The organism is Pseudomonas sp. SJZ103 (assembly GCF_007828335.1).
Classification (GTDB): Bacteria; Pseudomonadota; Gammaproteobacteria; order Pseudomonadales; family Pseudomonadaceae; genus Aquipseudomonas.
Window position 1 is genome coordinate 12,949 of record NZ_VIUN01000015.1, and the last position, 23,467, is coordinate 36,415.

The following is a 23,467-nucleotide window of genomic DNA, read 5'->3' on the forward strand; positions in this document are numbered from 1 at the left end:
GCTCTTGCTCTTGCTCTTGCTCTTGCTCTTGCTCTTGCTCTTGCTCTTGCTCTTGCTCTTGCTCTTGCTCTTGCTCTTGCTCTTGCTCTTGCTCTTGCTCTTCAGCCAGTGCCTGCATTGGCCCGTAGACGGTCTTCAATGTACTCTGTCGTACCTGTTCTGCGTGGTCAAAGGCGAGATACAGCCCTTCAACGTCGCCCGGGTTCAGCGCACGTAGGGTTTCCACGCCCAGTGCGAAGCCTTCAGCTCGGTCCGCTGCTTGACGGGTATCGACTAGGCTACGTGCGCTGCCGATGGCGTGCAGCAGCTTGCATGCTTGGGAATGGAGGGCGCCCGGCAAATTCAGGGGAGCCAGAACTGAGTAGGCCTCGAGGCGCTGGTTTGCAAACCGCCCAGTCGCGGCCGGCAGTTCACCCAAGAACTCAGTCAAGGCCTGCCACGGCCATTGCGCGAATTTCTGGCGCAGCACGCAGTTCTGAACATGCACAAAAGGTCGGTCGGCCTCGCTGGGCTTTTGCCAGTTGCCACATCTGAGGCAGAACAGCGCGCCGTTCACCAGCGACCAAGCTCCGTTCCACAAATGCAAACTATCGTCTAGCCGAACTGGGTCCGAATAATGGGAGTCCATCGCATCTCCATCTCTATCGGTCCTACTCATACGAATTAAGAAAGGACCATTCATGAAACAACACCAAACCTTTCACCTGCACGCGATGTCACTGGGAGATCCACAGCCCTAGCTAATATTGATACCGCTTATGCATTTTGGGGTCGCCATCAGATCAACATCAGCCCACACGAAAAATTTTGACTAATTGGTGCTGATGATCGGCCAAATTACGCAAATGCAAACTTGCTTTTGAGGTCTGCTCGGTTTCGTCATGAGTGGCATTTGCCGCTTTATCAATATTGATCATATTTTGCTGAATTTCCTGTGCGACTGACTTCTGCTGTTCGATCGCGCTCGCAATTTGGATGTTCATCTCAGTGATTAAGGAAGCTGCTTTGGTAATACATTTCAGGGCTTGGGTAGCTTGCTCACTGTGGTTAACACTGTCCGTTGCTTTTTCCTGACTACGCTTCATTGCAGCAACGGCATCTTGAGAACCATGCTGAAGCTGTAGAATTAGCAGCTGTATTTCTCCGGTCGCATTCTGTGTTTTTTGCGCCAGGCTACGAACTTCATCAGCCACCACTGCGAAGCCTCTCCCCTGTTCACCCGCTCTGGCGGCCTCGATGGCTGCGTTCAACGCCAGCAAGTTGGTTTGATCCGCAACAGCTCGCACGACGCTCAAAATCGAACTGATGTTTTCGCCTTCGTCTGCGAGGCGTTTGACTGTTTCTACTGCAAGATCTATGTCCGCGGCCAACGCGATGACTGCCAATTTGCTGTTTTCGACGATTGCATTTCCTATTGAGGTCGCTTGATCTGTCCGGTGGGCACCGTCTGAAGCTTGATTGGCGCTGCGAGCGATTTCCTGGGTGGTTGCAGCCATTTGGGTGACGGCAGTGACCACCTGGCCGATTTCAAGCATCTGTTTTTGAATCCCCACGCGTGTGTTTTTGGCGCGTTCATCACTATTGCGCGCGGATTCTGTGATTTCGTGTACTGAGCCTACTACTTCCGCAATCAGCGTCTGTAGTTTGTCGAGAAACGCATTGAATGCTGATGCAATCTCGCCAATTTCGTCGCGCCGATCATTGTGAATTCGAATCGTCAGGTCGCCGCCGCCTTTGGCTACTTCTTGCATAATGCTACGCATTTGGCGGAGCGGACGGACAATGCCGCAGCTCATCAGCCACATGATAACCACGCCGAAACAAGCAGTGAGCGCACCGATAACTCCCTGTTTTAGCAAATTTTCTTGGTTTTGATTGTCCAGATCTTGCTTGAGTAATATGAGGTCATGTTCAGCAACATTAAGTGGCAGACGGATCATTAAAGTCCATAGTGTTTGGCTGCCAGCGACGGCAAAGGGAACGTACAGTTCTACTAGGTTACGGGCACGGTCTACGTTGTAGATAGGGGATTTGTCTACCTTTTCAAGCAAGGCTTGGCTAGTCGCATCGAGGATACGGTCAGAGGGTTGAGTGATCAGATCTTTGTTTCTGCTATAGGCAATCAGGCGTTTGTTTTTGCCAAACAAAGCTACTTCTGCCGCGCTGTCATACAGTGATTTGCTTGCATCCACTGCCTGTTTTTGAATGAAATCAACTGAAGGGGCGTTCGAGGCAATCCCCATGAAGCGTCCATGGACGATGATAGGCACTGAAATAATGGGCAGTATCAGGCGTTTGCCATCGTTTGTGTATTCACGAGGGTCAAGGGCACATAAGCGCTGGCCGGATTTGGGACACAAGTAATATTGACCTTCTTGAAAACCCTCCGGCGTCTGGCGGGTACTGTCCATACCCGTCATGGGAATCAGTGCAGGGACGCCAGGAGTTCTGATCCAGACTGGCAGAAAACGGCCTTGGGCGTCATGGCCCTTTGCGCCTTGAAATTTGACGTCCTGCCCATCCATTCCACCAGGCTCCCACCCGACACCGATGCTAAATAGCGCGGGATTGGATTCCAGCAATCGCTTGATCATGACACTAATGGCTTCTCGACTGAGGCCTGGAGAGACGCCGCGTTCAGCCTCGGCTGTTATGAGCGTGGAAAGCTGCAAGCTCAGGTCGGCCGCCTTATCCAATTGCGCGGTGATCTTGCCGACTTGTTGCTGTGCATCGCTCAGTAGATAGCTTTCAAGATTTTTTTCCAGTTTCGCCTGGATGCGGTCTTGGACCAGCAATTGGGTCGACTTATTGGCATAAAAGCTGAAGAGCATGAATGAGATGACCGCCAGGAGCAGCATGCCACTGGTCAAAAAACTGATAGAGGTTTGCAGGGAGCGAGGTTTCATACGTTAGTCCTCAAGGATCTTTTTTGTTTTTTTAGGACACTTAAGCTGCCCATGAATAAGCTTTCCAAGGAATCGGTTACCGGCAAGAACTCGTTCCAGGTTGACGCTCCAACTGGCCAGTGCTCCCACAAAACGCCGCCAGTGACGATGGAGTAATTTCGCTTCGGTTCTCGGAACAGTGGTTGGACACGACGAAAAAAAGCCGGATACAGCTTTACAATATACTTATCTTTGATAAATATAAAGACAGCTTGCCGCCGGGCTTTCTTAGCTGGAGGGGGCAGACACCGCCCCCTGCGACAGCTTGAAAAATGTCGACTCTGGGCGGTACCAAAAAATAAGAAACAAGTGGGTGCACTAAACCATGAGTGGCCATATTTTTGATGCTGCGTTACGCGCTTTTTACGTGCGGCTCGGGCGGCCGCTGGCCGCGGCACTGATACTGCCCATTATCCGCCTGGACTTGGACGCACTCGCGCCCATAGACACTATGACAAGCTTCAGCGAGCCGGTGCTGCCCTCTGTCAACTCGCACTACGGCAACTCAAGTGGCAGATCCCGGCCCGGCGGCATCGCTCGCCCCCCCCCTGAGTCTTAGAGCCCCCACTCAGGAAAAGGCCTTGCTGCAGTCGCCATAATAATTTCTGTAGAGGACCGGTCACAGGCTGACCGGTTGTGTTTCGAGGTTGCTGTTCCGTCCTGATCGCCTATTAACACAAACAAAAAAAGGAAAATAGAATGAAGATGACGTTTGCTGCCAGGCTCCACAACCTTAGCAGTCCCAACGCTGTGGACCGATTGCCTGTGCCAACGCCAGGTGACAACGAAGAGCGGCTGCGCGGGGCGTTCATCAATATAGTGGTGAAGCCATGATTGATAAGTCAGAAGATACGTTGGTCGCCGACGCGGGAATGAGAAGGGTCGTGACAATAAATGGGGCGGACGGCCGCTCTGGTTTACACGATAACCACCTTGCTCCACGGGTGGACCGGTACAAGCATATCCCGGGTATGTCCACTTCAATACTGTGGGCTACCACGGCCAATGCGCCAATACCCGAAGGCTTTTCTGATCCAGTGCCAACATTGGCATCGTTGCATCCGAGCCCGAGCGGGAGCGTGTTCATGATCCTCACGCTGCCTCCAGATGCGGTTTACGCCAATCCTGGATTTGACTTCGCGGCGGCCGCGTTGGAGCAAGCCCATCGTGCACCAGGGTTGGCGGAGCTTTTCGAGCCTGAAGCACCGGGTTTTCATACCACCGATACCGTTGATTACGTGACCGTACTCGATGGTGAAGTCTGGCTGGAAACCGATACCCAAGAAGTCAGGCTGGGCGTGCACGATACCGTTGTACAGAATGGTACCCGTCATGCCTGGCGCAACAAAAGCGGAAACACAGCGACATTGTCGGTCGTGCTGGTTGGTACTCGTCGTCAGCATATCGAGACCACCAAATAGTGGATGGTCAATAGAATTCAAGGATGGAGTCATCTTTGCGAGAGCGAGCTAGCCAGTCAAGGTCCGCTCTCGCAAGGCTTTAAACACTGCTGCGATGCTCTTCAGGCACCACGCCTCGTGCCTGGATCGACCTGCCCGATACTCGCACCTCTTATCGTCCTACGCCACTCTCACGCGCATTGACAGACACCTGCACAGGCTCGGCCAAATTTTAGCGCACAGCCATGACCACGGCCGGTTTCATCTGGGCTTTTGAATATGTGGCACTGCTCTAACCGGGCCAGTTTTGCATTTTCACCCGCCTGATTCGAATAAACAGGTCATCAGCATGAAGCAAGGAGTCCTCATGGCCGTACCGACCGTCAGCCGTGCAACTCTCGCTCAATTTAACCCAAAGAGGGGGTTGATTTAGGTTTAATTTATACTTATCGTTGATAAGCAATGTGAGCTATGCAGCCGAACGGTCCGCTCGCAGGACGATTCTGCTGACGACATCGGACGCCAGTCAGAACCCGACCGACTGTCGACAAAGAAATCAGCTCCTTGAGAGCTCATAACAAAAATAAAAAACTGGAGATACCCCATGGCCTTAAGCATACGTGCGTTGAGTAGCACATATGGTTCGCTGACATTGAGTTCACTGGCTGTCGCATCGTTGATATCATCGCCGGTGATGGCTTCTGAGAACGGGCAAATTCACTACCCCGTCGGGGTGAATACCATCATGAATGCTGCCTTGCCCGCACCGGGTGAGACCGGCTTTTATCTGTACAACCAGTACTACGAAAGCACGCGATTGAACGACCGTAACGGGAAGTCAATAGACCCCGATTTCAAAGCGGAAGTTTATGCCGTGGTGCCTCGGCTTATTCACACCTGGAATGAGCCAGTTGGGCCGTTCTCGATATCCTCAGGGATCATCCTTCCGATGACCCGGGTCGACCTCAAGGCTTTCGGCCGAAAAGACACAAGCACCGGATTCGGCGACCCCGTTCTCTCTCCCATCTACTTCAACTACGTCAATTCCACAGGTACCTTCTTCGCCTACGGCGGCCCTGAAATCTATGTGCCAATCGGCAAATACGACAAAGACCGTCTCGCCAACAATGGGTTGAACTACTGGACGATCGCCCCCTCAGTCAGCGCCACCTGGCTACCGACCTCACGCTGGGAGCTTTCAGCAACGCTTTATCCCGAATTCAATTTCAAGAACAAAGATACGGACTACCACTCCGGCAATAGTGTGACCTTTGATTTTGATGTCGCATACCGCCCACTCAATGCCCTCCCCAAACTGAAGGTAGCGGTACAGGGGTTTGCGATGAAGCAATACACCGACGATCGGCAGTTTGGCGAGGATGTCCCCGGTGGTAATCGCGGCAGGGCTTTTGGTTTGGGACCACAGGTTTCTTATGACATCGCCGGTGTTGGTGCTGTGCTAGTCAAGTACCAGAAAGAGTTTGGGGTCGAAAACCGCACCTCGGGTAGGCGTTTCTGGTTAGAGCTCGCACTGCCACTCTGAAAAATCAGTCAAAATAAAAAGCACAGCTAGAGGTTTAGTATGAAAAACATGTTTGCCGCACGTCTGCACAGTGTTGCCCAGCCGTTTACCGTTGACCAAATCGAGGTTCCGCCCCCTGGCGATAACGACGTCCTAGTACGCGTTCGCGCATGCGGTGTGGTTCCTAACCTGAAAAACGTCGCATACCACTATCCAGAGTGGTTTCCGTTCCTTCCCTTGCCAAAGCTCCCTGCAGTTTATGGGCTTGACCCTGCCGGCGAAATTGTTGCCGTTGGACGCCATGTTGATGGATTGGCCATTGGCCAACGGGTCTACGTTAACCCTGCCCGCTCTTGCGGCGCCTGTGCTAAATGTCGGCGAGGCGAAACTGTAGCGTGTGCATCCTTCACCTTTGCTGGCTATTTTGGCTTCGGGCCAGGCTCGCATAAGGTGTTTGAACGCTATCCTAGCGGTGGATTTGCAGAGTACATGGTCGCCCCTGTCTCCAGCATCGTAACGTTGCCCGATGAAGTAAGCTTTGAAGAAGCGGGTCGCTTCGGATATCTGGGCACATCCTACGCAGCACTACGCCATGGAAAAGTAGGACCGGACACCAGCGTTTTAATCAACGGTGCATCAGGCACCCTTGGCGTCGGTGCAACGCTACTTGCCCTGGCCATGGGCGCGCCAAAAATTCTTGCCGTCGCTCGCAATGAAAAACTATTGGCTGAGCTCAAAGAGCTTGCTCCTACACGCATCGTGACGCACTCAACGCTGAATGGCCCATGCACAGAGTGGGCAAAAGCTGAGACAGATGGGTTCGGTCCTGATGTGATGATTGAGGCGCTGGGTCCGGACGCACCGCCCGAAGCAACCTTGGCCGCAATGCATTCAGTCAGTCGTTGTGGTCGTATCGTGACCATTGGCGGTATGGAAAAGGATCTGCCGATCAATCCGATCTGGATCATGTGCAGCCAAATCTCATACTTAGGCTCTGCATGGTTCACGACAGCGCAGGGCGAAGACATGGCCAAAATGGTCAGAGCCGGTACCCTAGATCTATCGAAACTCAGGCACCAACGTTTTGCGCTAAATGAGGTTAACGAAGCGTTGGACGCTGCGCAGCACCGTGACCATGGCGGTTTCAACAATATTGTGGTGATGCCGTGAGCGACAAGCCTCAAGCGACAAACTCATCGAGGATCCACGCAGCGTGACACGCCACTTGGGACGCTCAGGCTTTGCCCCTAACCCCACACAGTTCCACTTCAATGAAGTCCTGCGTGCGCGGCGAAATAGGCCGGCGTCATAAGGCGGCGAAAGCAGCCTTCCACCAACCCCAACCAAAACGAAGGCTCTGCGATTTGCAGGGTCTTTGTTCGGCCCTGCCAAAGGCACTCTGTCTTGAGACAAACTCCCTCCACGATGGAAGACCTCATCAGCCTTCCCCAGATTAAGCCAGTGGCCCGCCGGATCATTGCTTTGGGCATTCTCATCATCCTGTTGGATGGTTTTGATACTCAGGCAATAGGTTTTGCTGCCTCAAGCATGTCCCAAGATCTCGGCATCGCTGTCCGACACTTCGGCGTTGTGTTTTCAGCAGGCTTGGTAGGCGCACTGCTTGGCGCTTTTATTCTAAGCCCGCTGGCTGATCGATTCGGTCGCAAACCAATCATCGAGTTTACGGTGGCGATTTTTGGTCTTTTTACATTTGCCACAGTGTTCGCTACTTCACTTGAGGCGCTATGCCTGCTGCGCTTTTTAGCGGGCATCGGATTGGGAGGCACAATACCCAACATCATCTCTCACAGCGTCGAATATGTTCCTGAGCATCGCCGAGGATTCGTAGTCGGTTTACTGTATGCCGGATTTCCAGTGGGAGGCATGCTGGGAGCGGGCATCGCATCACTGGTCATTCCGACGCTGGGATGGGAAGCACTATTCATCATCGGCGGCATCCTCCCTTTTGTTCTCATCCCGATGTTTCACCTTTTGGTACCTGAATCAGTACAGTTTCTGGCAAACGCCCCCCATCAAATAGCCAAACTTCAGGCACTGCTTCAGCGCTTAGCACCTGCGCTACCTCAAACCTTCAATGCTACCTGGGAACGTCCCGTCCAAAAGAAAACAGCAATTTCGGAAGTCTTTGCCGCAGGTGGATTTACAGGCAGTTTTTTGATCTGGCTTCCTTTCTTCATGATCCTTCTGTTGCTGATCGTCATGGTGCTCTGGACTCCTGCCCTACTCAAACAATCAGGCCTCGGCGCCTCGGAGTCCGTGCTCGTTGTCGGTTTGATTAACTTGGGCAGCGCATTAGGAAATGTTTGGGTAGGCCGTACAATCGACAAGTTCGGTCCTTTTTTGATTATCCCTCTCGTCGTCATCGGCGGCACCATATGCCTGGCTCCCATGGGCGCACTTATCAACATCCCCATGCTGCTTTCGGCGTGCGCAGTCGGTTCAGGCTTTTTCTTTGGTGCTGCGGCCTCAGGTATGTTGACCTTATCAGCGTCCTGGTATCCCGCCCACGTACGTGCTACTGGCTTAGGTTGGGCTTACAGCATGGGACGCCTCGGGCAGGTCGCTGGGCCTCTGTTGACCGGTGGCCTGCTGTCAGTAGGTCTGAGCGTCCAGTTCATTTTCATTCTCACAGCGGTGCCGGCGGCATGCGCAGCTCTTTCAATTATGCTTCTTCGCACGTTGCCTCACGCTGCAAACGTCGATAAGCAACGCCAAGAAGTAATGCCAACCCCCGAGGTTCACTAGTCAATATTTTCCAGCAAGGCTCATGCGAGAGGGATGAACAATGGCGTCTACGATGTTTCAAAAAATCTGGGACAGGCATCTGGTCGAGCCTCAGACCGACGAGTTCCCCGCGGTGCTGTACATCGACTTTCATCTCATAAACGAAGTGACTTCACCGCAAGCGTTCTCCTTTCTGGGAACACGAGGGCTGAGAGTCGCGAGACCCGAGCAAACGCTCGCCACAATCGACCATGCTACCCCCACTCTTCCGCCGGACATCAACGGTCGCCGCGCCTATGTCTCACAGCAAGCAAATGATCAGGTCGATGCACTGGAATTAAATGCTGCGCGGCATGATATTCAGTTTTTTGGATGGGACGATCCCCGTCGGGGCATCGTACATGTCATAGGGCCGGAACTCGGATACACCCTTCCGGGAATGACTATCGTCTGCGGGGACAGTCATACCTCGACACATGGAGCCTTCGGCACACTGGCTTTTGGCATAGGCACCTCGGAAGTGGCACATGTACTTGCTACACAGTGCCTGCTCCAGACAGTTCCCAAGACAATGAGAGTGACGATTGATGGACAACTGCCCGCAGGGGTGACTGCAAAGGATCTCGCCTTGACAGTTATTACTCACCTCGGCGCCGCCGGGGGCACTGGGTACGTTATCGAGTATGCCGGGGAGGCAGTACGCGCTCTATCAATGGAAGGGCGGATGACGCTGTGCAACATGACAATTGAATGCGGTGCACGCGCCGGAATGATCGCGCCCGACCAGGTCACTATCGAATGGTTACGAGGCCGCCCCGCTTTACCAGCGAATTTCAAAGACCGTATTGCGGGATGGCTGAGCCTGGCAACTGATGCAGACGCACCGTTCGACCAAGAGATTAACTTGGATGCATCCACAATTGCACCAGTGATCACTTGGGGAACCACCCCTGACACCGCCATTTCCGTTCAAGGAGTCATTCCCGGGAACAGCATCAACGGAAAAAATGAACAGGCACTGGAGTACATGCAGTTTCATCCAGGCCAAACGGTGCTAGGTACGCCCATCGACTTTGTTTTCATCGGCAGTTGCACCAACGGAAGGCTTGTTGACCTTCGTGCAGCCGCTAGCGTCTTGAAAGGACGAAAAATCGCACCGACCGTTACCTTATTGGTCGTGCCAGGTTCGGAGGCCGTTCGCGCTGAGGCAGAAGCAGAAGGGCTTGATCGAATCTTCATCGACGCCGGCGCTCAATGGCGCCTTTCGGGCTGCTCCATGTGCCTGGGAATGAATGGGGATCTGGTTCCGCCCGGAAAACGAGTCGTATCAACGTCGAACAGAAATTTTGTTGGCCGGCAAGGTCCCGGCTCACGCACGCTACTGGCAAGCCCCGAAACAGCTGCTGCTTGCGCATTATCTGGAACTATCGCCGATCACCGTGAGGCTCACCGACATGGCTAATCCTTTCACGAGTCTGAACACTGGCATCGTAGTGCTTGATCAGGACAACGTAGACACGGATCAAATTGTGCCGGCGAGATTCATGACAACGCTAACCAGTGCTGGGTTAGGTGAGGCACTGTTCGCCGACGCGCGGAAAAGGGAATGGGGGAAACATCCTTTGGACACAGCCCTTCCAGATCTGCAGCGCATTCTGGTCGCCGGAAGTAACTTTGGCTGCGGTTCCTCACGAGAACACGCCGTGTGGGCAATTATCGATTTCGGTTTCCAGGCGGTACTGGCGCCACGTATCGCAGACATTTTTCGCAACAACGCACTTAATAACGGCCTGCTCGCTATCGAAATCTCGACCAGGCTCTATGCCAATCTGATCAATCAAACAGTTATGCGCATCACCGTAGATCTTGAAGCGCAAACGATCATTGACGACGCAGGCTGTTTAGAAACCTTTGAAATCGATCCATTCGCGCGCTATTGCTTAATGCAAGGTATTGACAGACTCGACTACCTGCGCAAAAAACAAAACTTGGTTCTGGAGTACGAGAAGGGGCGGAAATAAATGCCCCTTGCTCGTTATTCAGTCATGGAACTCGAACGACTCACCACGCTGCGACCCTTGACGGAACATTTTTTTTAGAAGTTCCATCAACATGACGCGTTCGGATCTCGTCAACCCTTCGGTGTAGCTGTTCTCCAGTTCAATCACACGCTCCTGGATACTCTCCATGAAGGTCATGCCTTTTTCCGTCAGTTCCAGGCCTGTCGCACGCCGATCGTGCGGCAACCGTTTACCGATGACTAAACCTGCTGCTGTCAATTCCTTGACCAGCCGAACCATATTGGGCTCACGAAACGCCAAGAGTGAAGCGACAAACCCCTGTCGGACACCTGGATTAGCGCCAATAAGTGCCAAGGTTGCGTAGCTGCCGGGCGTCAGTCCCGTTTCTCCCAATATCTCGTAGAAACCACGAAATGCCTGAACCTGACAGGCTCTGATCAAGAAGCCGAACGTGTCCGTCAACACCGACAGGTCGCACGCCTCGGCGGGAACTGCATCAGGCTCCTCAGCGGCAATTGAACGTGGACGGCGCACAGTCTTAGTCACTCTTTTCACGTCTGATTTCTCTCCTTTTCACCCATCGCCGCTGTCCGTCTGGACACATTCAAACGACGTAGTCCGCGCTTTGTCTATTTGCGCAATTTACATCACCAGTGGTTGACCCGAAGCCCGCCTCCACAGCCTGCCGATCGCCCGCTTATCACGTCTAGCCGATCAACATTGCTCGAAAAAGCGCGGTGCGACGACTTCACAGCATACGCGCTGACATAGCCTCTGCCCATCGTAGAGAAGCCTGTTATGGAAATACCTAATCAAGATAGCGGAAAGCTTGACATCACAAAACTAGAAATCTAGGATACTTATCAATGATAAGAAAAATGCTGTAATCGGAGACCTCCCATGAAACCTGACGCTGCGACCGATCGCACCTTTCCGTTAAATAGCTGGTATGTCGCGGCCTGGGACTACGAGCTTGAACACAAGCTGTTGGCTCGCAAAATCTGCGATCAATCCGTTGTTCTCTACCGCTGCAAGGATGGCACTCCCGTGGCGCTTGAAGATGCTTGCTGGCACCGCCTTCTCCCATTGTCAGCCGGCTCTCTGGTCAATGACGAAGTGCGCTGCGGGTACCACGGCCTGGTGTTCAATCCACAGGGACGCTGCATCCTCATGCCCTCCCAGGAAACACTCAACCCGTCAGCCTGCGTAAAAACGTATCCACTGGTTGAGCGTCATCGTTTTGTATGGATATGGATGGGAGAACCCGCCAAGGCAGATCCCGATTTAATTCCCAATATATTCCAGAATCAACATCCCGATTGGTCTGGGGATGGGGGAATCACAGATCTGGCTTGTGACTACCGTTTGCTGGTAGACAACCTCATGGACCTGACCCACGAAACCTACGTGCATGGTTCGAGCATCGGCAACGATGCGGTGGCCGAAGCGCCATTCACGGTGCGGCACACCGACGACAATGTCTTCCTGACACGCTGGATGCTGGACATTGATCCACCACCCTTTTTCAAGAAACAACTCGGCAAGCCAGGCAACGTCGATCGTTGGCAGATGATTACTTTCCATACCGCCTCAACGGTGACCATCGATGTCGGTGTTGCGCCTACCGGTACGGGTGCACCCGAAGGTGACCGCAGCAAAGGCCTCAGCGGTTTCGTCATTCACACGGCAACACCAGTGGATGCCAATACCTGTCGCTATTTCTGGGCATTTCTTCGCAATTACAAGCTTGCGGACCAACGCCTTACAACGGAATGGCGCGAGGCGGCCCGGCGTATTTTTGGTGAAGACAAGACAGTACTCGAACTGCAGCAGAAGGCTGTGAAGCAGTATCCGGACCGCGAATTCTATTTCCTCAACATCGACGGTGGCGCGATGTGGGCCCGGCGCCTGATCGACCGAAAGCTCGCTGCAGAAAACGGTGAAGCGGAAACGACGAAGCTTATCCTGCGGCAGGCCGCGGGCTAACTCTTCAAACACGATCACCTATCGCCTGTTCGACTTCCTCCTACCGTCGAGTTCTGAATCATGCACTTCCATGAAGCTTCTATTGCCGGTGTCCTGTCCCTTTGCGAGGACGTTCGACGCATTGAAATCGAGTTTCCGGTCAACCTGCCCACATTCGATCCGGGCAGTCACGTGGACCTAAAAGTTTATGTCGATGGAAGTACCGAGATCCGCTCTTACTCTGTGGTCGAGCACATTGCGCCGCGTCGCCTTGTCATCGCGGTTCGGCGCTTGCCCCAGAGTCGCGGCGGCTCACTTTACATGCATCAATTGGAGTCCGGTGATCGTCTTGGAGTCTCCCTACCCAGCAATCACTTCACCCTGGGTTTAACCGCGCAGGAAGTCTTGCTGATTGCTGGCGGCATTGGCGTCACCCCCATCATCGGCATGGCCCGACAACTGAAAGAACTGGGCGTCGCCTTCCGCTTTGTTTACTTGGGGCGTTCACGTACATCCATGCCGTTTCTCAACATGCTGAGCGAAGAGTTCTCTGAGCAACTGATGGTCTGGGCTGATGAGGAACGCGGCGTTATTGATTTGCAATCCCTGCTGTCGCCTCTATCCATTGTTGCAGAGACCTATATGTGCGGGCCGGTACCCATGATGGAAGCCGTTCGCACTGTGTGGAGGGCTCAACAACGACCTCCGGAGCGACTGCGCTTCGAAACATTCGGCGGCGCAGGTTTGAAACCCGCCCAATCCTTTCGCGTCGTGGTACCTGCGCGCGGGCTGGACTTCATGGTGCCAGCTAACCGCTCGTTACTTGATGCTTTGGATGAAGCAGGTGCGGAGCCTCTTTACAGCTGTCGCCGCGGTGAGTGCGGCCTATGCGCTGTTGATGTTCTTGAGCTCGATGGGGAGCTCGACCACCGCGATGTCTTCTTTAGTGAACGTCAGAAACAAGAAGGTCAGCACCTTTGTGCCTGCGTTTCTCGAGTCGTTGGCAGCATTACTGTCGAGTTGCCCTAAACCGGAAGTCCAGGAGATCAAATCATGAGCCAGGCTCAAACAGTTGCCCCCGTCACCGATCAAAGCAAGCTCGATGACTACTATTGCACCCTCAAAAGCGAAAGCCTTGGACCGCTCTGGGTTTCGCTTAAAGGCCTAGTACCAAGCGAACCGCGTCCAAAAGCTGTGCCCTATGTATGGGAGTATGCCAAGGTCCGACCTCGGTTGTTGGAGGCAGGTGAACTCATCACAGCAGAGGAAGCCGAACGACGCGTTTTGGTGCTGGAGAATCCAGGGCTGCCAGGTGCATCGCAAATAACGGACACCATTTATGCAGGCCTTCAACTGATTCTGCCCGGTGAAATAGCACCTGCTCACCGCCACTCACAATCAGCATTGCGTTTCGTGATCGAGGGCACGGGCGCCTATACAGCTGTGGATGGTGAGCGCACCACCATGCACCCCGGCGACTTCATTATTACGCCCGCCTGGACGTGGCACGACCACGGAAGCGCCGCCGACGGCCCGGTGATATGGATGGATGGACTGGACGTTCCGCTGGTTCGATTCCTCGGTACTGGGTTCAGGGAAGAGCACGGTGAAATGGCGCAGATCCTCACCCGGCCAGAAGGCGATTCGGATGCACGTTATGGTGCTGGCATGCTTCCGCTGGACAGCAAGCCCACTCATACCTCGCCCATTTTCAATTACCCCTACGCCCGGACCCGCGAAGCTTTACATCAGTTAACGCTAACCGGGGCTCCGGATCCCCACCATGGCTACGCATTACGCTATGTCAACCCAACTACAGGTGACTGGGCGATCCCTACTATTGCCACCAGCATGCGCCTGCTTCCTGCCGGATTTACAAGCCGTCCGTACCGCTCCACCGATGGAGCCGTATTAGTACTAGTGGAAGGCAGCCTCAACGCCAAAGTTGGTCAAAGCTCTTTTGTTCTGAATGTCAAAGACATTTTGGTCATACCAGCTTGGACGGAATACAGCCTGACAGCCAGCGAAGAAGCCGTGTTTTTCACTTACTCCGATCGTCCCGTTCACGAAAAGCTTGGCCTTTGGCGCGAGCTAAAAGGATGAGCGGAATCCAATTGCACACATTCCTCTGACCCCCTAGCGCGAGCGCCATCATGAAAATCTGCCGCTTCAATCACGACCGGATCGGTGTTGTTCAAAAGGACAATGTCTACGACGTCACCGACTTATTCGAACGCCAACTTCACTGGCCAGCACCACTGGGTGACGTCGTCATCGGCCAACTGGAAAAGGTTCTGGATGTAGTCCGCGCAAAATTGCCCTGTATCCAGCCGCTGAAGCTGAGCACCGTTCGACTAGAAAGTCCGGTGGCCACCCCCGGGAAGATCATCGGCGCACCTGTGAACTACCACGCTCATATTGAAGAAGCTAACGGCGACTCCGAAATCAACAACGGAAAAACCTTCACGACCCTAGAAGCCTATGGGCTGTTCCTTAAAGCAAACAGCTCACTAATCGGTACCGCCGACGAAATACAGTCTGCTTTTGCTGGGCGCCGCACGGATCACGAAGTCGAACTGGCGGTCGTTATCGGTAAAACAGCGCGTCACGTACCTGTAGAAGCAGCACTGGATTACGTTGCCGGATACACCATCGGCTTGGATATGAGCGTACGAGGGGGAGAAACACCTTGCTATCGCAAATCTCCCGACACCTACAGCGTGCTTGGCCCATGGCTGGTCACTCGTGACGAAATTCCAGATCCGGACAACCTGGATCTCAGCTTGCACGTCAACGGTGAAGTGCGTCAGCAGGCCAACACCCAGTTACTGATATTGAATGTACGCCGCGTCATTGCTTATGCCAGCGCTTTGTACACGCTTCATCCGGGCGATGTAATCATGACTGGTACGCCTGCTGGCGTAGGTCCGGTGCTGCCCGGCGACACGATCAAAGCCTACGTCGAAAAAATCGCAACATTCGACATTCGCGTCGCACCTCAATTCGCCGATCAGGTTGAGGGCTAGAGCATGCGCGAGTTTCGCTATGAACGCCTGCTGCAATGGAGCGAGTGCGATCCCGCCGGAATCATCTTCTTTCCCCACTACGCCCGGTGGATGGTTGAAGGCGTGAATCTGATGTTCCTCGCGATGGGCATCGATCCCAATGAAGTGACCGCAAGCGGTATGCAACGCGGACTGCCATCGACTGGTTTCAACATGCAGTTCCTTGCCCCGGCCAAGTTACATGACCAGCTTGTACACGAAATTGTGGTTAGCCGACTGGGCACCAAGTCTTTGAGTTTCAAACATCGCTTTTTACGCGCAGATGAGTGTCTTGCCGAGGCTGAAGAGGTGCGTGTCTGGGCCGAAAGCAACGCTTCAGGTATGCGCGCAATAGCAGTGCCCGAGCCAGTCAGGGCGCTGCTTGAAAGTACTGAGTCACTCACCCACCCGCTCGTTCGATCGCCCGCCTCCTGACTGACTGATTACACAATCCATTACACAAGGAATCAGCACCATGGCAAGAAAAGTTATTGTGACCATTGCTCCTACCGGCGGCATGGCCAAAAAATCGCAGAATCCACACCTGCCTACCCAGCCAGAGGAAATCGCTGAGTCGATTTATCGCTGCTACCAAGCGGGCGCCTCCGTTGCCGCCATTCACGCACGGCGCCCAGATGACGAAGCGACCTGCAATCCCGAAATTTACCAGGAAATCAATCGCCTCGTACGTGAGCGTTGCGACATCGTGATCAACAACTCCACCGGCGGTGGCGTTGACGGCGACCTTCTGATCGAACGCAGCGATGGCATGTTTGAGATCGATTTTGAAGAGCGTATCAAAGGGCTGGACGCAGGTGCGGAAACCGCTACGTTCGACGGCTTTACCGTGACGGCTTCATTCGGTGGTCGCGAGATCATCAACCCCACCACACCGTCTCAGTGCGATCGCTTGGCGGCACGTTTTAAAGAGCGCGGCATCAAGCCCGAATGGGAGGTTTTCAACCCCGCTCACATCGTTCAAGACATGATGCGCTTGATCAAGGCGGGCTTCGATAAACCGCCTTATTACGTGAACATTGTTCTGGGTGCTGAGCGTGGCTTTCAGGGCGCCATGCCCTATACACCGGAGAATCTGATGATGATGGTCAATCTCTTGCCGCCGGAATCAATCTTCTGCGTGTCAGCCATTGGACAAACGCAGGTGCCGGCTACCACGCAGGCTCTGTTGCTGGGCGGTCATGTTCGAGTCGGTTTGGAAGACAACCTGATGTTCGCCAAGGGTCAACCCTCGACTAACGAGCAACAGGTCGAGCGCCAGGTTCGTATCATTCGCGAACTGGGTCTAGAGATCGCCACACCAGCTGAAGCCCGAGAAATGCTCGGCTTGGCACCACTGGCCTGAGGTTCGTGCGATGACGCTGATTCCATTGGAGAAGATCAAAACCGTAGGGCTGGCGGGTGCTGGCGCGGTGGGCTATGGCTGGGCTGCATTGCTCCTGGCTCGCGGTTACAACGTGATCGCCTGCGACCCTGCCGAAGAGGCTCAAACTCGATTGGAACAGGCCGTCATCGAACGCTGGCCATCTTTGCGTCGGCTTGGTGTCGCGACCAGCGATCATCCACCCCTTGAGCGCCTGCAGTTCACCACGTCGTTGACGCAGATGGCTAAAGACAGTGACCTGGTACAAGAAAATGCGCCCGAGAGTCCGGTCATCAAAAGCGCGGTCATCGGTGAAATCGACGCGCATTTGCCTGCCGATCGACTGATTCTCTCCAGCAGCGGCGGAGTTCCTCCGTCACAGCTGCAGTCCTACTGCCAGGCGCCTGAGCGCCTGGTGCTGGGACACCCGTTCCATCCCGCTCATATTATTCCACTGGTAGAAGTCGTCGGTGGTGCACAAAGCTCGCCTGAAGCCGTTGAGCTTGCTCTGCAGTTCTATAGGGGCCTAGGCAAATACCCCATCCATCTCAAACGAGAGATGGTGGGACACCTGTCTAACCGTCTGCAGTTCGCGCTGTTGCGCGAGGCAGCGCACTGTCTCGCGACCGGAGTCGCCAGTGCGTCTGATATAGATGCAGCCATTCGCTTGGGTTTGGGCCCACGCTGGGCGCTCATGGGTGGCCTGATGACGTTTAACCTGGCGGGTGGTTCCGGTGGGCTCAGCAGTTTACTTGATCGTTTTGGAGACGACATTCAGTGTTGGTGGGATGCCTTGGAGCCGACTCAATTGACCCCGGCGGTTCGATCCGCACTGGTTGCTGGAGCGCAGGAACTGACCGCTGAAAAATCTAATGACGAATGGGCCAACTGGCGCGACGAAACGCTCATTGAGTTCTTTCGCTTTGTGTCTGAACACCCTTTTCCATCTGACAATAAGAACCGCTCCTGAGTGGGCTCGGTATCGCCGTTCGGAACCTCGACGAGGCAGTTTCAACATGAATGACACAGGTTACATCAAGCAAGCAGAGTTAATCCTGCGGCACATTGAGGCCGTACCTGCATACGCGCACTTACGCGAATGCCATGCCGATCCTGAAATGTTCGAGCGCGACGCACTTGCCATGATTCTCGAGTCGGCCGCGCGGTTTGCCGAGGAAGTGCTTTATCCCGCGAATCGTCAAGGCGACGCACTGGGCTGCCGTTTGGAAAACGGCCGCGTGGTGACGCCTGATCGATACAAGGGTGCCTGGAAGCAACTGGTCGCTCAGGGCTGGAACGCAATCGACCAACCTGTGGAGTTTGGCGGGCAAGGATTACCTTCATTCGTCAATGTCGCTTGCCGGGAGCTGTTTGATCGCGCGTGCATGGCGATTGGTATGGTCACGGGCCCTCAACGCGCGGCGGCGCTTGTCCTGCTTGAATACGCCAGTGACGAGATCTGCCAGGAATGGATTACCAAATTCGTTGAAGGGACCTGGTCTGCATCCATTGGGATTTCTGAACCCGACGCAGGCTCGGACGTGGGGCGCATCCGTACGCGCGCCGCCCCCATGGAGGACGGCTCGTGGCGCATTGATGGCGAGAAAATGTGGACGTCCTTTGGTGATCATGATTTGGTCGAGCGGATTGGCTGCTTACTGCTGGCTCGCACGCCCGATGCGCCCCCAGGGAGCGGCGGATTGAGCCTTTTTTTGGTGCCCAATACCCTGAGTGATGAACAAGGCAACTGGAAACCAAACGGTGTCTTCGTCCGCCGAATTGAGGAAAAGCTTGGCCTCCATGGGTCGCCTACCTGCGTAATGGGTTTTGAGGGCGCACACGCGGAGTTGATCGGCACGATCAATCGCGGCCTCCCCCAACTGTTCGTGATGATTCAGAACATGCGTACGTTGGTCGCTATCGAAGGTGTCGGCATTGCCTTTGGCGCGAGCCAGGTTGCGCACGCCTATGCCCTTGAACGTCGTCAAGGTGGCGATCCTAAAAAACCCGCAGTAGCGATCGCTGAACACGCGGAAATTCAGCGGCTGTTGCTCAACATGCACAGTCGTGTCGAGGTCTTGCGCGCATTGGTGCTTGAACTGGCGATACGCCTGGACTTGTTGCCGTACCTGAGCGACGAACATGAACGCTCACAAAGCCATGAGCTCACTCAATGGCTATTGCCCATTCTAAAAGCCACCTGTTCCGAGGCGGCTTTTGAAGTCTCGAGTGATGCCATGCAAGTGCTTGGAGGGGCCGGCTACACAACAGAATGGCCCGTCGAGCAATGGCTGCGGGATTCTCGCATGATGTCGATTGCGGAGGGGGCCACCGGCATACAAGCACTCGACCTACTGCATCGACGCATCTGGCGCAGCAAGAGTGCTGGACTGATCAGCTTCCTGGAAGTATCCCGGAAGGAGCTTCAGCAGGCCGACCCTGTGCTGGCCGCTCCCGCCTTCTTAGTATTGCAACATCTGGAAACCGCCGCAGGGCAGCTACAGGATTGGCAGGAAACACCACGCGATGCTGAAGCCGGTGCCACCGCATTCCTTCAACTCGCCACATTAGCCGCCACTGCTTGGATGGCGGTTCGCCTTGCTTCTCTGCAGGGCGACGATCCGAACACACAACGATTGATCGCACTCGGACGCTACTGGCTGTCGGACGTGGAAACACGCGCGCAACGACAGGTCGCAGAAGTGAACATGGGTGCCACCCGTCTTGCCCTGTTCGAATCGCTCTAAACATCTTTTTTGCAGAAAATAAATAGGGTTTAAATCATGAGTGGATCCCAGGAAATCACCTTTCAAATCGAAGGCGATATTGCGTTGATTGGCATTAACCGTCAGGACAAACGCAACGCCATGCGCCAAGACATGTTTGAACAGATCGGCGCTTACGTGGCCGAAGCGCAACTGAAGGCACGCGTCGGTATAATCTTCGGGCATGGCGAAAACTTTTCTTCGGGGCTTGACCTCAGCGAGCACAAAGAACGTACGCCAATCGATACCTTGCATGCATCCCGGGCTCAAGGCGCCATCATGAACCTGATCGAGCAAGGCCAGATCCCATGGATCAGCGCATTATCAGGTGCAACAATTGGCGCAGGTTTCGAACTGGCAGCATCGACACACATTCGCGTCGCTGATGAATCGGCCTTCTTCGCATTGCCTGAAGGACGTCGAGGCATTTACGTCGGCGGCGGCGCTTCGGTACGTGTAGCACGGCTAATTTCCGTGGCCCGTATGATGGACATGATGCTGACATCGCGTGTTCTCAGTGCGAATGATGCAATGTCGGCCAACGCCGTCCAGTACGTTGTCGCGTCTGGTAACGCGCTGGCTAAAGCCAAGGAGCTCGCCGCCTCCATTGCCGAAAACTCTGCGGTAAGCAACTTCGCCATTACTAATACGCTGCCACGTATCCAGGACATGAGCCACGACGACGGGCTCTTTGTGGAGTCCATCATGGCGGCGCTCGTACAGTCTAGCCCTGAAGCCCAAAGCGGCCTGCAGGACTTCTTGGAGAAGCGAGCACGTCGCTTGGACACTCCAGCAAACTCCTGATTTTCGTGCACAACAACACACCTAGAAAAACAGTCACTACATCACGGTTTGGAGCTAGCTATGGACTGGAATAAAGCCGCCACCTTTGGCGACATGGTGGATCTAGCCGTCGAGACTTTCGGCGACAAGGTGGCCTTTCGAGACACTCGACGCGAGCTCAGCTTCCTTGGTTTCGCCAATGAAATTGCCGCCGTCGCTACCGCACTTTTCTCTTACGGATTGCGCCCGGGAGACCGCATTGCCATTCTGGCTCAGAATCGGATTGAAGTGCCGGTTCTCCTTGGGTTGTGCCGGGCCGGTTTCGTCCCTGTACCGCTTAACTGGCGAATGCCTGCAGAAGACTTGGCGACGCTGCTACTCGACTGTGAGCCGGCTGCGTTCTTTGTGGAAGATCGCTATCTCAGTGTAGTGGGGCAGTTACCTGAGACGGCCACACGGCTCACTATAGCGATTGGCAATTCAGAACCGGGTATGCGCAGCTACGCATCCCTGGCGGCGCATCGGCCTGCCGCTCTGGATATTCCGGTCCTTGCTCAAGATGCCGCGTGCATCATCTATACCAGCGGGACAACCAGTGCACCAAAGGGCGCAATATTGACCCATGGTGGTGTCGTAAAAAACTGCCGTGATTGCGCTCGCGAAGCGATCGGTTTCACCCCTAATGATGTTTCTCTAATGGTGATGCCTCTTTTTCACGTCGGGGGCATCTGGTATTACATGTTCCCAAGCGTGTTCTCTGGCTGTACGACCATCCTGCGCGAACGGTTCGAACCTGAACAGGTCATCGAGGCGTTCTGGACCGAGCAGATCAGCAATATCCACGTGGTACCCACCATGTTGGCTGATTTGTTGAGCCGGCCGGCTTTTATCGGGGCGTCAAGCACTCTTCGGCTTATCGTCTATGCCGGCTCGTCCATGCCCAGTGAGCTTCTAGGTCGCGCAATGGAAACTTTAAGCGGCTGCGAATTTGCCCAGGCTTATGGCTCGACAGAAGCCGGTAGCATTACCGCGCTAAGCCCGGAGGCCCATCGACTCGCAATCAAGAGCACAATTCATCGCCAGTTGCTGCGCTCATGCGGTAAGCCATTAGCCGATACTGAAGTCTGTATCGAGCGATCATTAGACGCTGCCGACGCAGACGTTGTGGGCGAGATTTTAGTGAGGAGCCCCAAACTGATGCTGGGCTATTGGCGACGTGATGATGCCACTAAAGAGCGTTTTGAAGACGGTTGGTTCAGGACCGGGGACCTAGGCTACCTCGATCATGAAGGTTACCTGTACATCGTCGACCGGAAGAACGATATGGTGATAAGCGGTGGCGAGAACATCTTTCCATTCGAAGTGGAAGAAGTCTTGTGCGCGCACCCATTAGTGCTGGAGGCATCTGTCTTTGGTATTGCCGACCCACGTTGGGTGGAAAAACTCGTGGCGGCGGTGGTGCTTAAGCCCGGCGCTATCTGTAGCCCGGAGCAGATTATCGAACATGCTCGCGCGCACCTGCCCGGATATAAAACACCCAAAGTTGTGCATCTTGTCGAAACGCTGCCTAAGAGCCCAGTCGGCAAGGTACTGAGAAAGTCTTTACGTGAACAATTCGTTAACAGCTAAAGCTTTAATCAATGCGCACCCGCCAGCTAATGCAGGCCATGGTAGAGAGCGATCAGAGCGAGAGCAAACGTGACTAAAATTCTTCCGGGCATACGCCATACGCTGAAAAGACTGCTAGAGAACGGCTCAATTTTGATTAGCTGCTCCTATTTTACTAGCAAGAAGACCAACAAATCAGTTCTTAACGACACTGGAATACAACGGGTCTTGGCTATGCCGGGTAGAGTTAAATTCCACTGCTCCGCCGGGTTCGCCTTGATCCATCGTAACCGGTTGAACTTGAGAAGTTACAATACAGCGCAAGTCCCCAAAAAAAGCGGGGCGGCTTGGATGTACCATGGGCCCAATAAATCGGATTATGAGCATTAGCCGTGAACCGATAATACATAGTCAAACTTATGATGAGGCACAAGATCAGGCCTATCACAATCCAACCATTCCTGAATGGGGAAGTGCATGAGAACCCCGACGCTAAGTGCGCCTACTAATTTAATACCAGCGACGTATGAATACAGCCCACTCGCAACTTGTCTAGTAATCCGCGAGAAAGCACTTGAAATGTTTGCCGAATATGGATTCCAGGCGGTCAGTTTACGAAAGCTGGCTGGTGCAATTGGCATACATCCGGGCTCTTTGTATTGCCATATCAAAAACAAACATGCATTGCTTTTTGAACTGATTGAAGATCATGAAGATGACCTACTGGAGACGCTAAAAACGGCCATCTCAAACAGCTCGCCGCCTGGACAATTGAGAGCCTACATTCGGGCAGGCCTAACTTATCTAAACCAGCACAGCAAACATGCGACAGTAGCAAAACATGAAACCCGCCACCTACGAATAGATCAACAAAACTGCATCAAAAAAATAAAAAACAAACAACACGAATTACTTGAGAGGATCATAAAAAACCACTTAAAAAATCAAGAAAAAAGACACGCTGAAAATTTACAAACACTGTGCCAATGCACACAACTAATCATAGAAAATTTCGCCGACTGGCACTTACTCGACCCTACCACATCTCTGGACACACTTCATGATCTTATATGTTGCTTCATCACGAGTTTGCATTCACGGTGACGACATGAATATCTATAGGGCCGAGTCGGTGCAGGCCAGGCCATGAGCGAGTAATGATTTTTACAGCTCCCCCTAAGAAACATCGTTGAAAAAGGCAAAATATTGGCAATTCTAAGGATTGTAATCCGCATTGAAAGGGACAGTCACCGCAAGGAAGCTCCAGCCATCTCGGCACTAAAAAAGT

At 53.8% G+C, this 23,467-nt stretch carries 20 protein-coding genes and 1 pseudogene; 17 read left to right on the forward strand and 4 right to left on the reverse strand.

The genetic code is table 11. From position 1 onward, the window contains the following. The 3 genes and pseudogenes from FBY10_RS31590 to FBY10_RS32335 form a co-directional block, all read right to left on the reverse strand. A partial coding sequence (locus tag FBY10_RS31590; protein ID WP_178116793.1) for a hypothetical protein occupies positions 1-628 on the reverse strand: 628 nt, incomplete at its 3' end. Positions 629-788: 160 nt separating this feature from the next. After that, positions 789-1,535: a methyl-accepting chemotaxis protein gene (locus FBY10_RS32330; protein WP_371921003.1), complete on the reverse strand. Its 747-nt coding sequence runs from the start codon at positions 1,533-1,535 to the stop codon at positions 789-791. Between the two features lie 114 nt (positions 1,536-1,649). Continuing rightward, positions 1,650-2,906: pseudogene (locus FBY10_RS32335) on the reverse strand (HAMP domain-containing protein); the annotation flags it as partial. Between the two features lie 1,124 nt (positions 2,907-4,030). Between FBY10_RS32335 and FBY10_RS31595 the strand changes: the two are divergent. The 6 genes from FBY10_RS31595 to leuD all read left to right on the forward strand — a co-directional run bounded on the left by FBY10_RS31595 (position 4,031) and on the right by leuD (position 10,633). After that, on the forward strand, positions 4,031-4,366 hold the full coding sequence (locus tag FBY10_RS31595) for a hypothetical protein (RefSeq protein WP_178116794.1): 336 nt from the start codon (positions 4,031-4,033) through the stop codon (positions 4,364-4,366). 583 nt (positions 4,367-4,949) lie between these two features. Next, positions 4,950-5,888, forward strand: coding sequence for a transporter (locus FBY10_RS25455; protein ID WP_145338309.1), 939 nt, complete (start codon positions 4,950-4,952; stop codon positions 5,886-5,888). 39 nt (positions 5,889-5,927) lie between these two features. Then, a complete protein-coding gene (locus FBY10_RS25460; protein ID WP_145338308.1) occupies positions 5,928-7,037 on the forward strand; it encodes an alcohol dehydrogenase catalytic domain-containing protein in 1,110 nt (369 codons plus the stop codon). Between the two features lie 255 nt (positions 7,038-7,292). Further along, positions 7,293-8,633: an MFS transporter gene (locus FBY10_RS25465; RefSeq protein WP_145338307.1), complete on the forward strand. Its 1,341-nt coding sequence runs from the start codon at positions 7,293-7,295 to the stop codon at positions 8,631-8,633. Between the two features lie 40 nt (positions 8,634-8,673). Continuing rightward, positions 8,674-10,074 carry a 3-isopropylmalate dehydratase large subunit gene (gene leuC, locus FBY10_RS25470; protein ID WP_145338306.1) on the forward strand — a complete coding sequence of 467 codons (1,401 nt, stop codon included), beginning with the start codon at positions 8,674-8,676 and terminating at the stop codon, positions 10,072-10,074. Continuing rightward, positions 10,067-10,633, forward strand: a complete 567-nt coding sequence (leuD, locus tag FBY10_RS25475; RefSeq protein WP_145338305.1) for a 3-isopropylmalate dehydratase small subunit — start codon at positions 10,067-10,069, stop codon at positions 10,631-10,633. The genes leuC and leuD overlap by 8 nt, the downstream gene beginning before the upstream one ends. Before the next feature lie 18 nt (positions 10,634-10,651). Here leuD and FBY10_RS25480 read toward each other — a convergent pair whose 3' ends face one another. Next, positions 10,652-11,188: a MarR family winged helix-turn-helix transcriptional regulator gene (locus FBY10_RS25480; RefSeq protein WP_145338304.1), complete on the reverse strand. Its 537-nt coding sequence runs from the start codon at positions 11,186-11,188 to the stop codon at positions 10,652-10,654. A 345-nt stretch (positions 11,189-11,533) separates the two neighbouring features. Between FBY10_RS25480 and FBY10_RS25485 the strand changes: the two genes are divergently transcribed. The 11 genes from FBY10_RS25485 to FBY10_RS25535 all read left to right on the forward strand — a co-directional run bounded on the left by FBY10_RS25485 (position 11,534) and on the right by FBY10_RS25535 (position 23,283). Continuing rightward, the gene (locus FBY10_RS25485) at positions 11,534-12,619 is read left to right on the forward strand and encodes an aromatic ring-hydroxylating dioxygenase subunit alpha (RefSeq protein ID WP_145338303.1); all 1,086 of its coding nucleotides are present in this window, start codon (positions 11,534-11,536) and stop codon (positions 12,617-12,619) included. Between the two features lie 60 nt (positions 12,620-12,679). Beyond that, a complete protein-coding gene (locus tag FBY10_RS25490; RefSeq protein ID WP_145338302.1) occupies positions 12,680-13,627 on the forward strand; it encodes a PDR/VanB family oxidoreductase in 948 nt (315 codons plus the stop codon). A gap of 24 nt (positions 13,628-13,651) precedes the next feature. Further along, positions 13,652-14,701 (forward strand): gentisate 1,2-dioxygenase, encoded by a 1,050-nt coding sequence (gene gtdA / locus FBY10_RS25495; protein ID WP_145338301.1) that lies wholly within the window; start codon positions 13,652-13,654, stop codon positions 14,699-14,701. 50 nt (positions 14,702-14,751) lie between these two features. After that, on the forward strand, positions 14,752-15,624 hold the full coding sequence (locus tag FBY10_RS25500; RefSeq protein WP_145338300.1) for a fumarylacetoacetate hydrolase family protein: 873 nt from the start codon (positions 14,752-14,754) through the stop codon (positions 15,622-15,624). 3 nt (positions 15,625-15,627) lie between these two features. Beyond that, the gene (locus tag FBY10_RS25505) at positions 15,628-16,077 is read left to right on the forward strand and encodes a thioesterase family protein (protein ID WP_145338299.1); all 450 of its coding nucleotides are present in this window, start codon (positions 15,628-15,630) and stop codon (positions 16,075-16,077) included. Between the two features lie 40 nt (positions 16,078-16,117). Beyond that, positions 16,118-17,005 (forward strand): 3-keto-5-aminohexanoate cleavage protein, encoded by an 888-nt coding sequence (locus tag FBY10_RS25510; protein WP_145338298.1) that lies wholly within the window; start codon positions 16,118-16,120, stop codon positions 17,003-17,005. A gap of 10 nt (positions 17,006-17,015) precedes the next feature. Next, positions 17,016-17,993 carry a 3-hydroxyacyl-CoA dehydrogenase NAD-binding domain-containing protein gene (locus FBY10_RS25515; protein WP_145338297.1) on the forward strand — a complete coding sequence of 326 codons (978 nt, stop codon included), beginning with the start codon at positions 17,016-17,018 and terminating at the stop codon, positions 17,991-17,993. A 46-nt stretch (positions 17,994-18,039) separates the two neighbouring features. Beyond that, positions 18,040-19,770, forward strand: coding sequence for an acyl-CoA dehydrogenase family protein (locus FBY10_RS25520; protein ID WP_178116795.1), 1,731 nt, complete (start codon positions 18,040-18,042; stop codon positions 19,768-19,770). Positions 19,771-19,806: 36 nt separating this feature from the next. Further along, the gene (locus FBY10_RS25525) at positions 19,807-20,592 is read left to right on the forward strand and encodes a crotonase/enoyl-CoA hydratase family protein (protein ID WP_145338295.1); all 786 of its coding nucleotides are present in this window, start codon (positions 19,807-19,809) and stop codon (positions 20,590-20,592) included. Positions 20,593-20,652: 60 nt separating this feature from the next. Next, positions 20,653-22,200 carry a class I adenylate-forming enzyme family protein gene (locus tag FBY10_RS25530; protein WP_145338294.1) on the forward strand — a complete coding sequence of 516 codons (1,548 nt, stop codon included), beginning with the start codon at positions 20,653-20,655 and terminating at the stop codon, positions 22,198-22,200. A gap of 456 nt (positions 22,201-22,656) precedes the next feature. After that, positions 22,657-23,283 carry a TetR/AcrR family transcriptional regulator gene (locus FBY10_RS25535; RefSeq protein ID WP_178116796.1) on the forward strand — a complete coding sequence of 209 codons (627 nt, stop codon included), beginning with the start codon at positions 22,657-22,659 and terminating at the stop codon, positions 23,281-23,283. Positions 23,284-23,467: the final 184 nt, after the last annotated feature.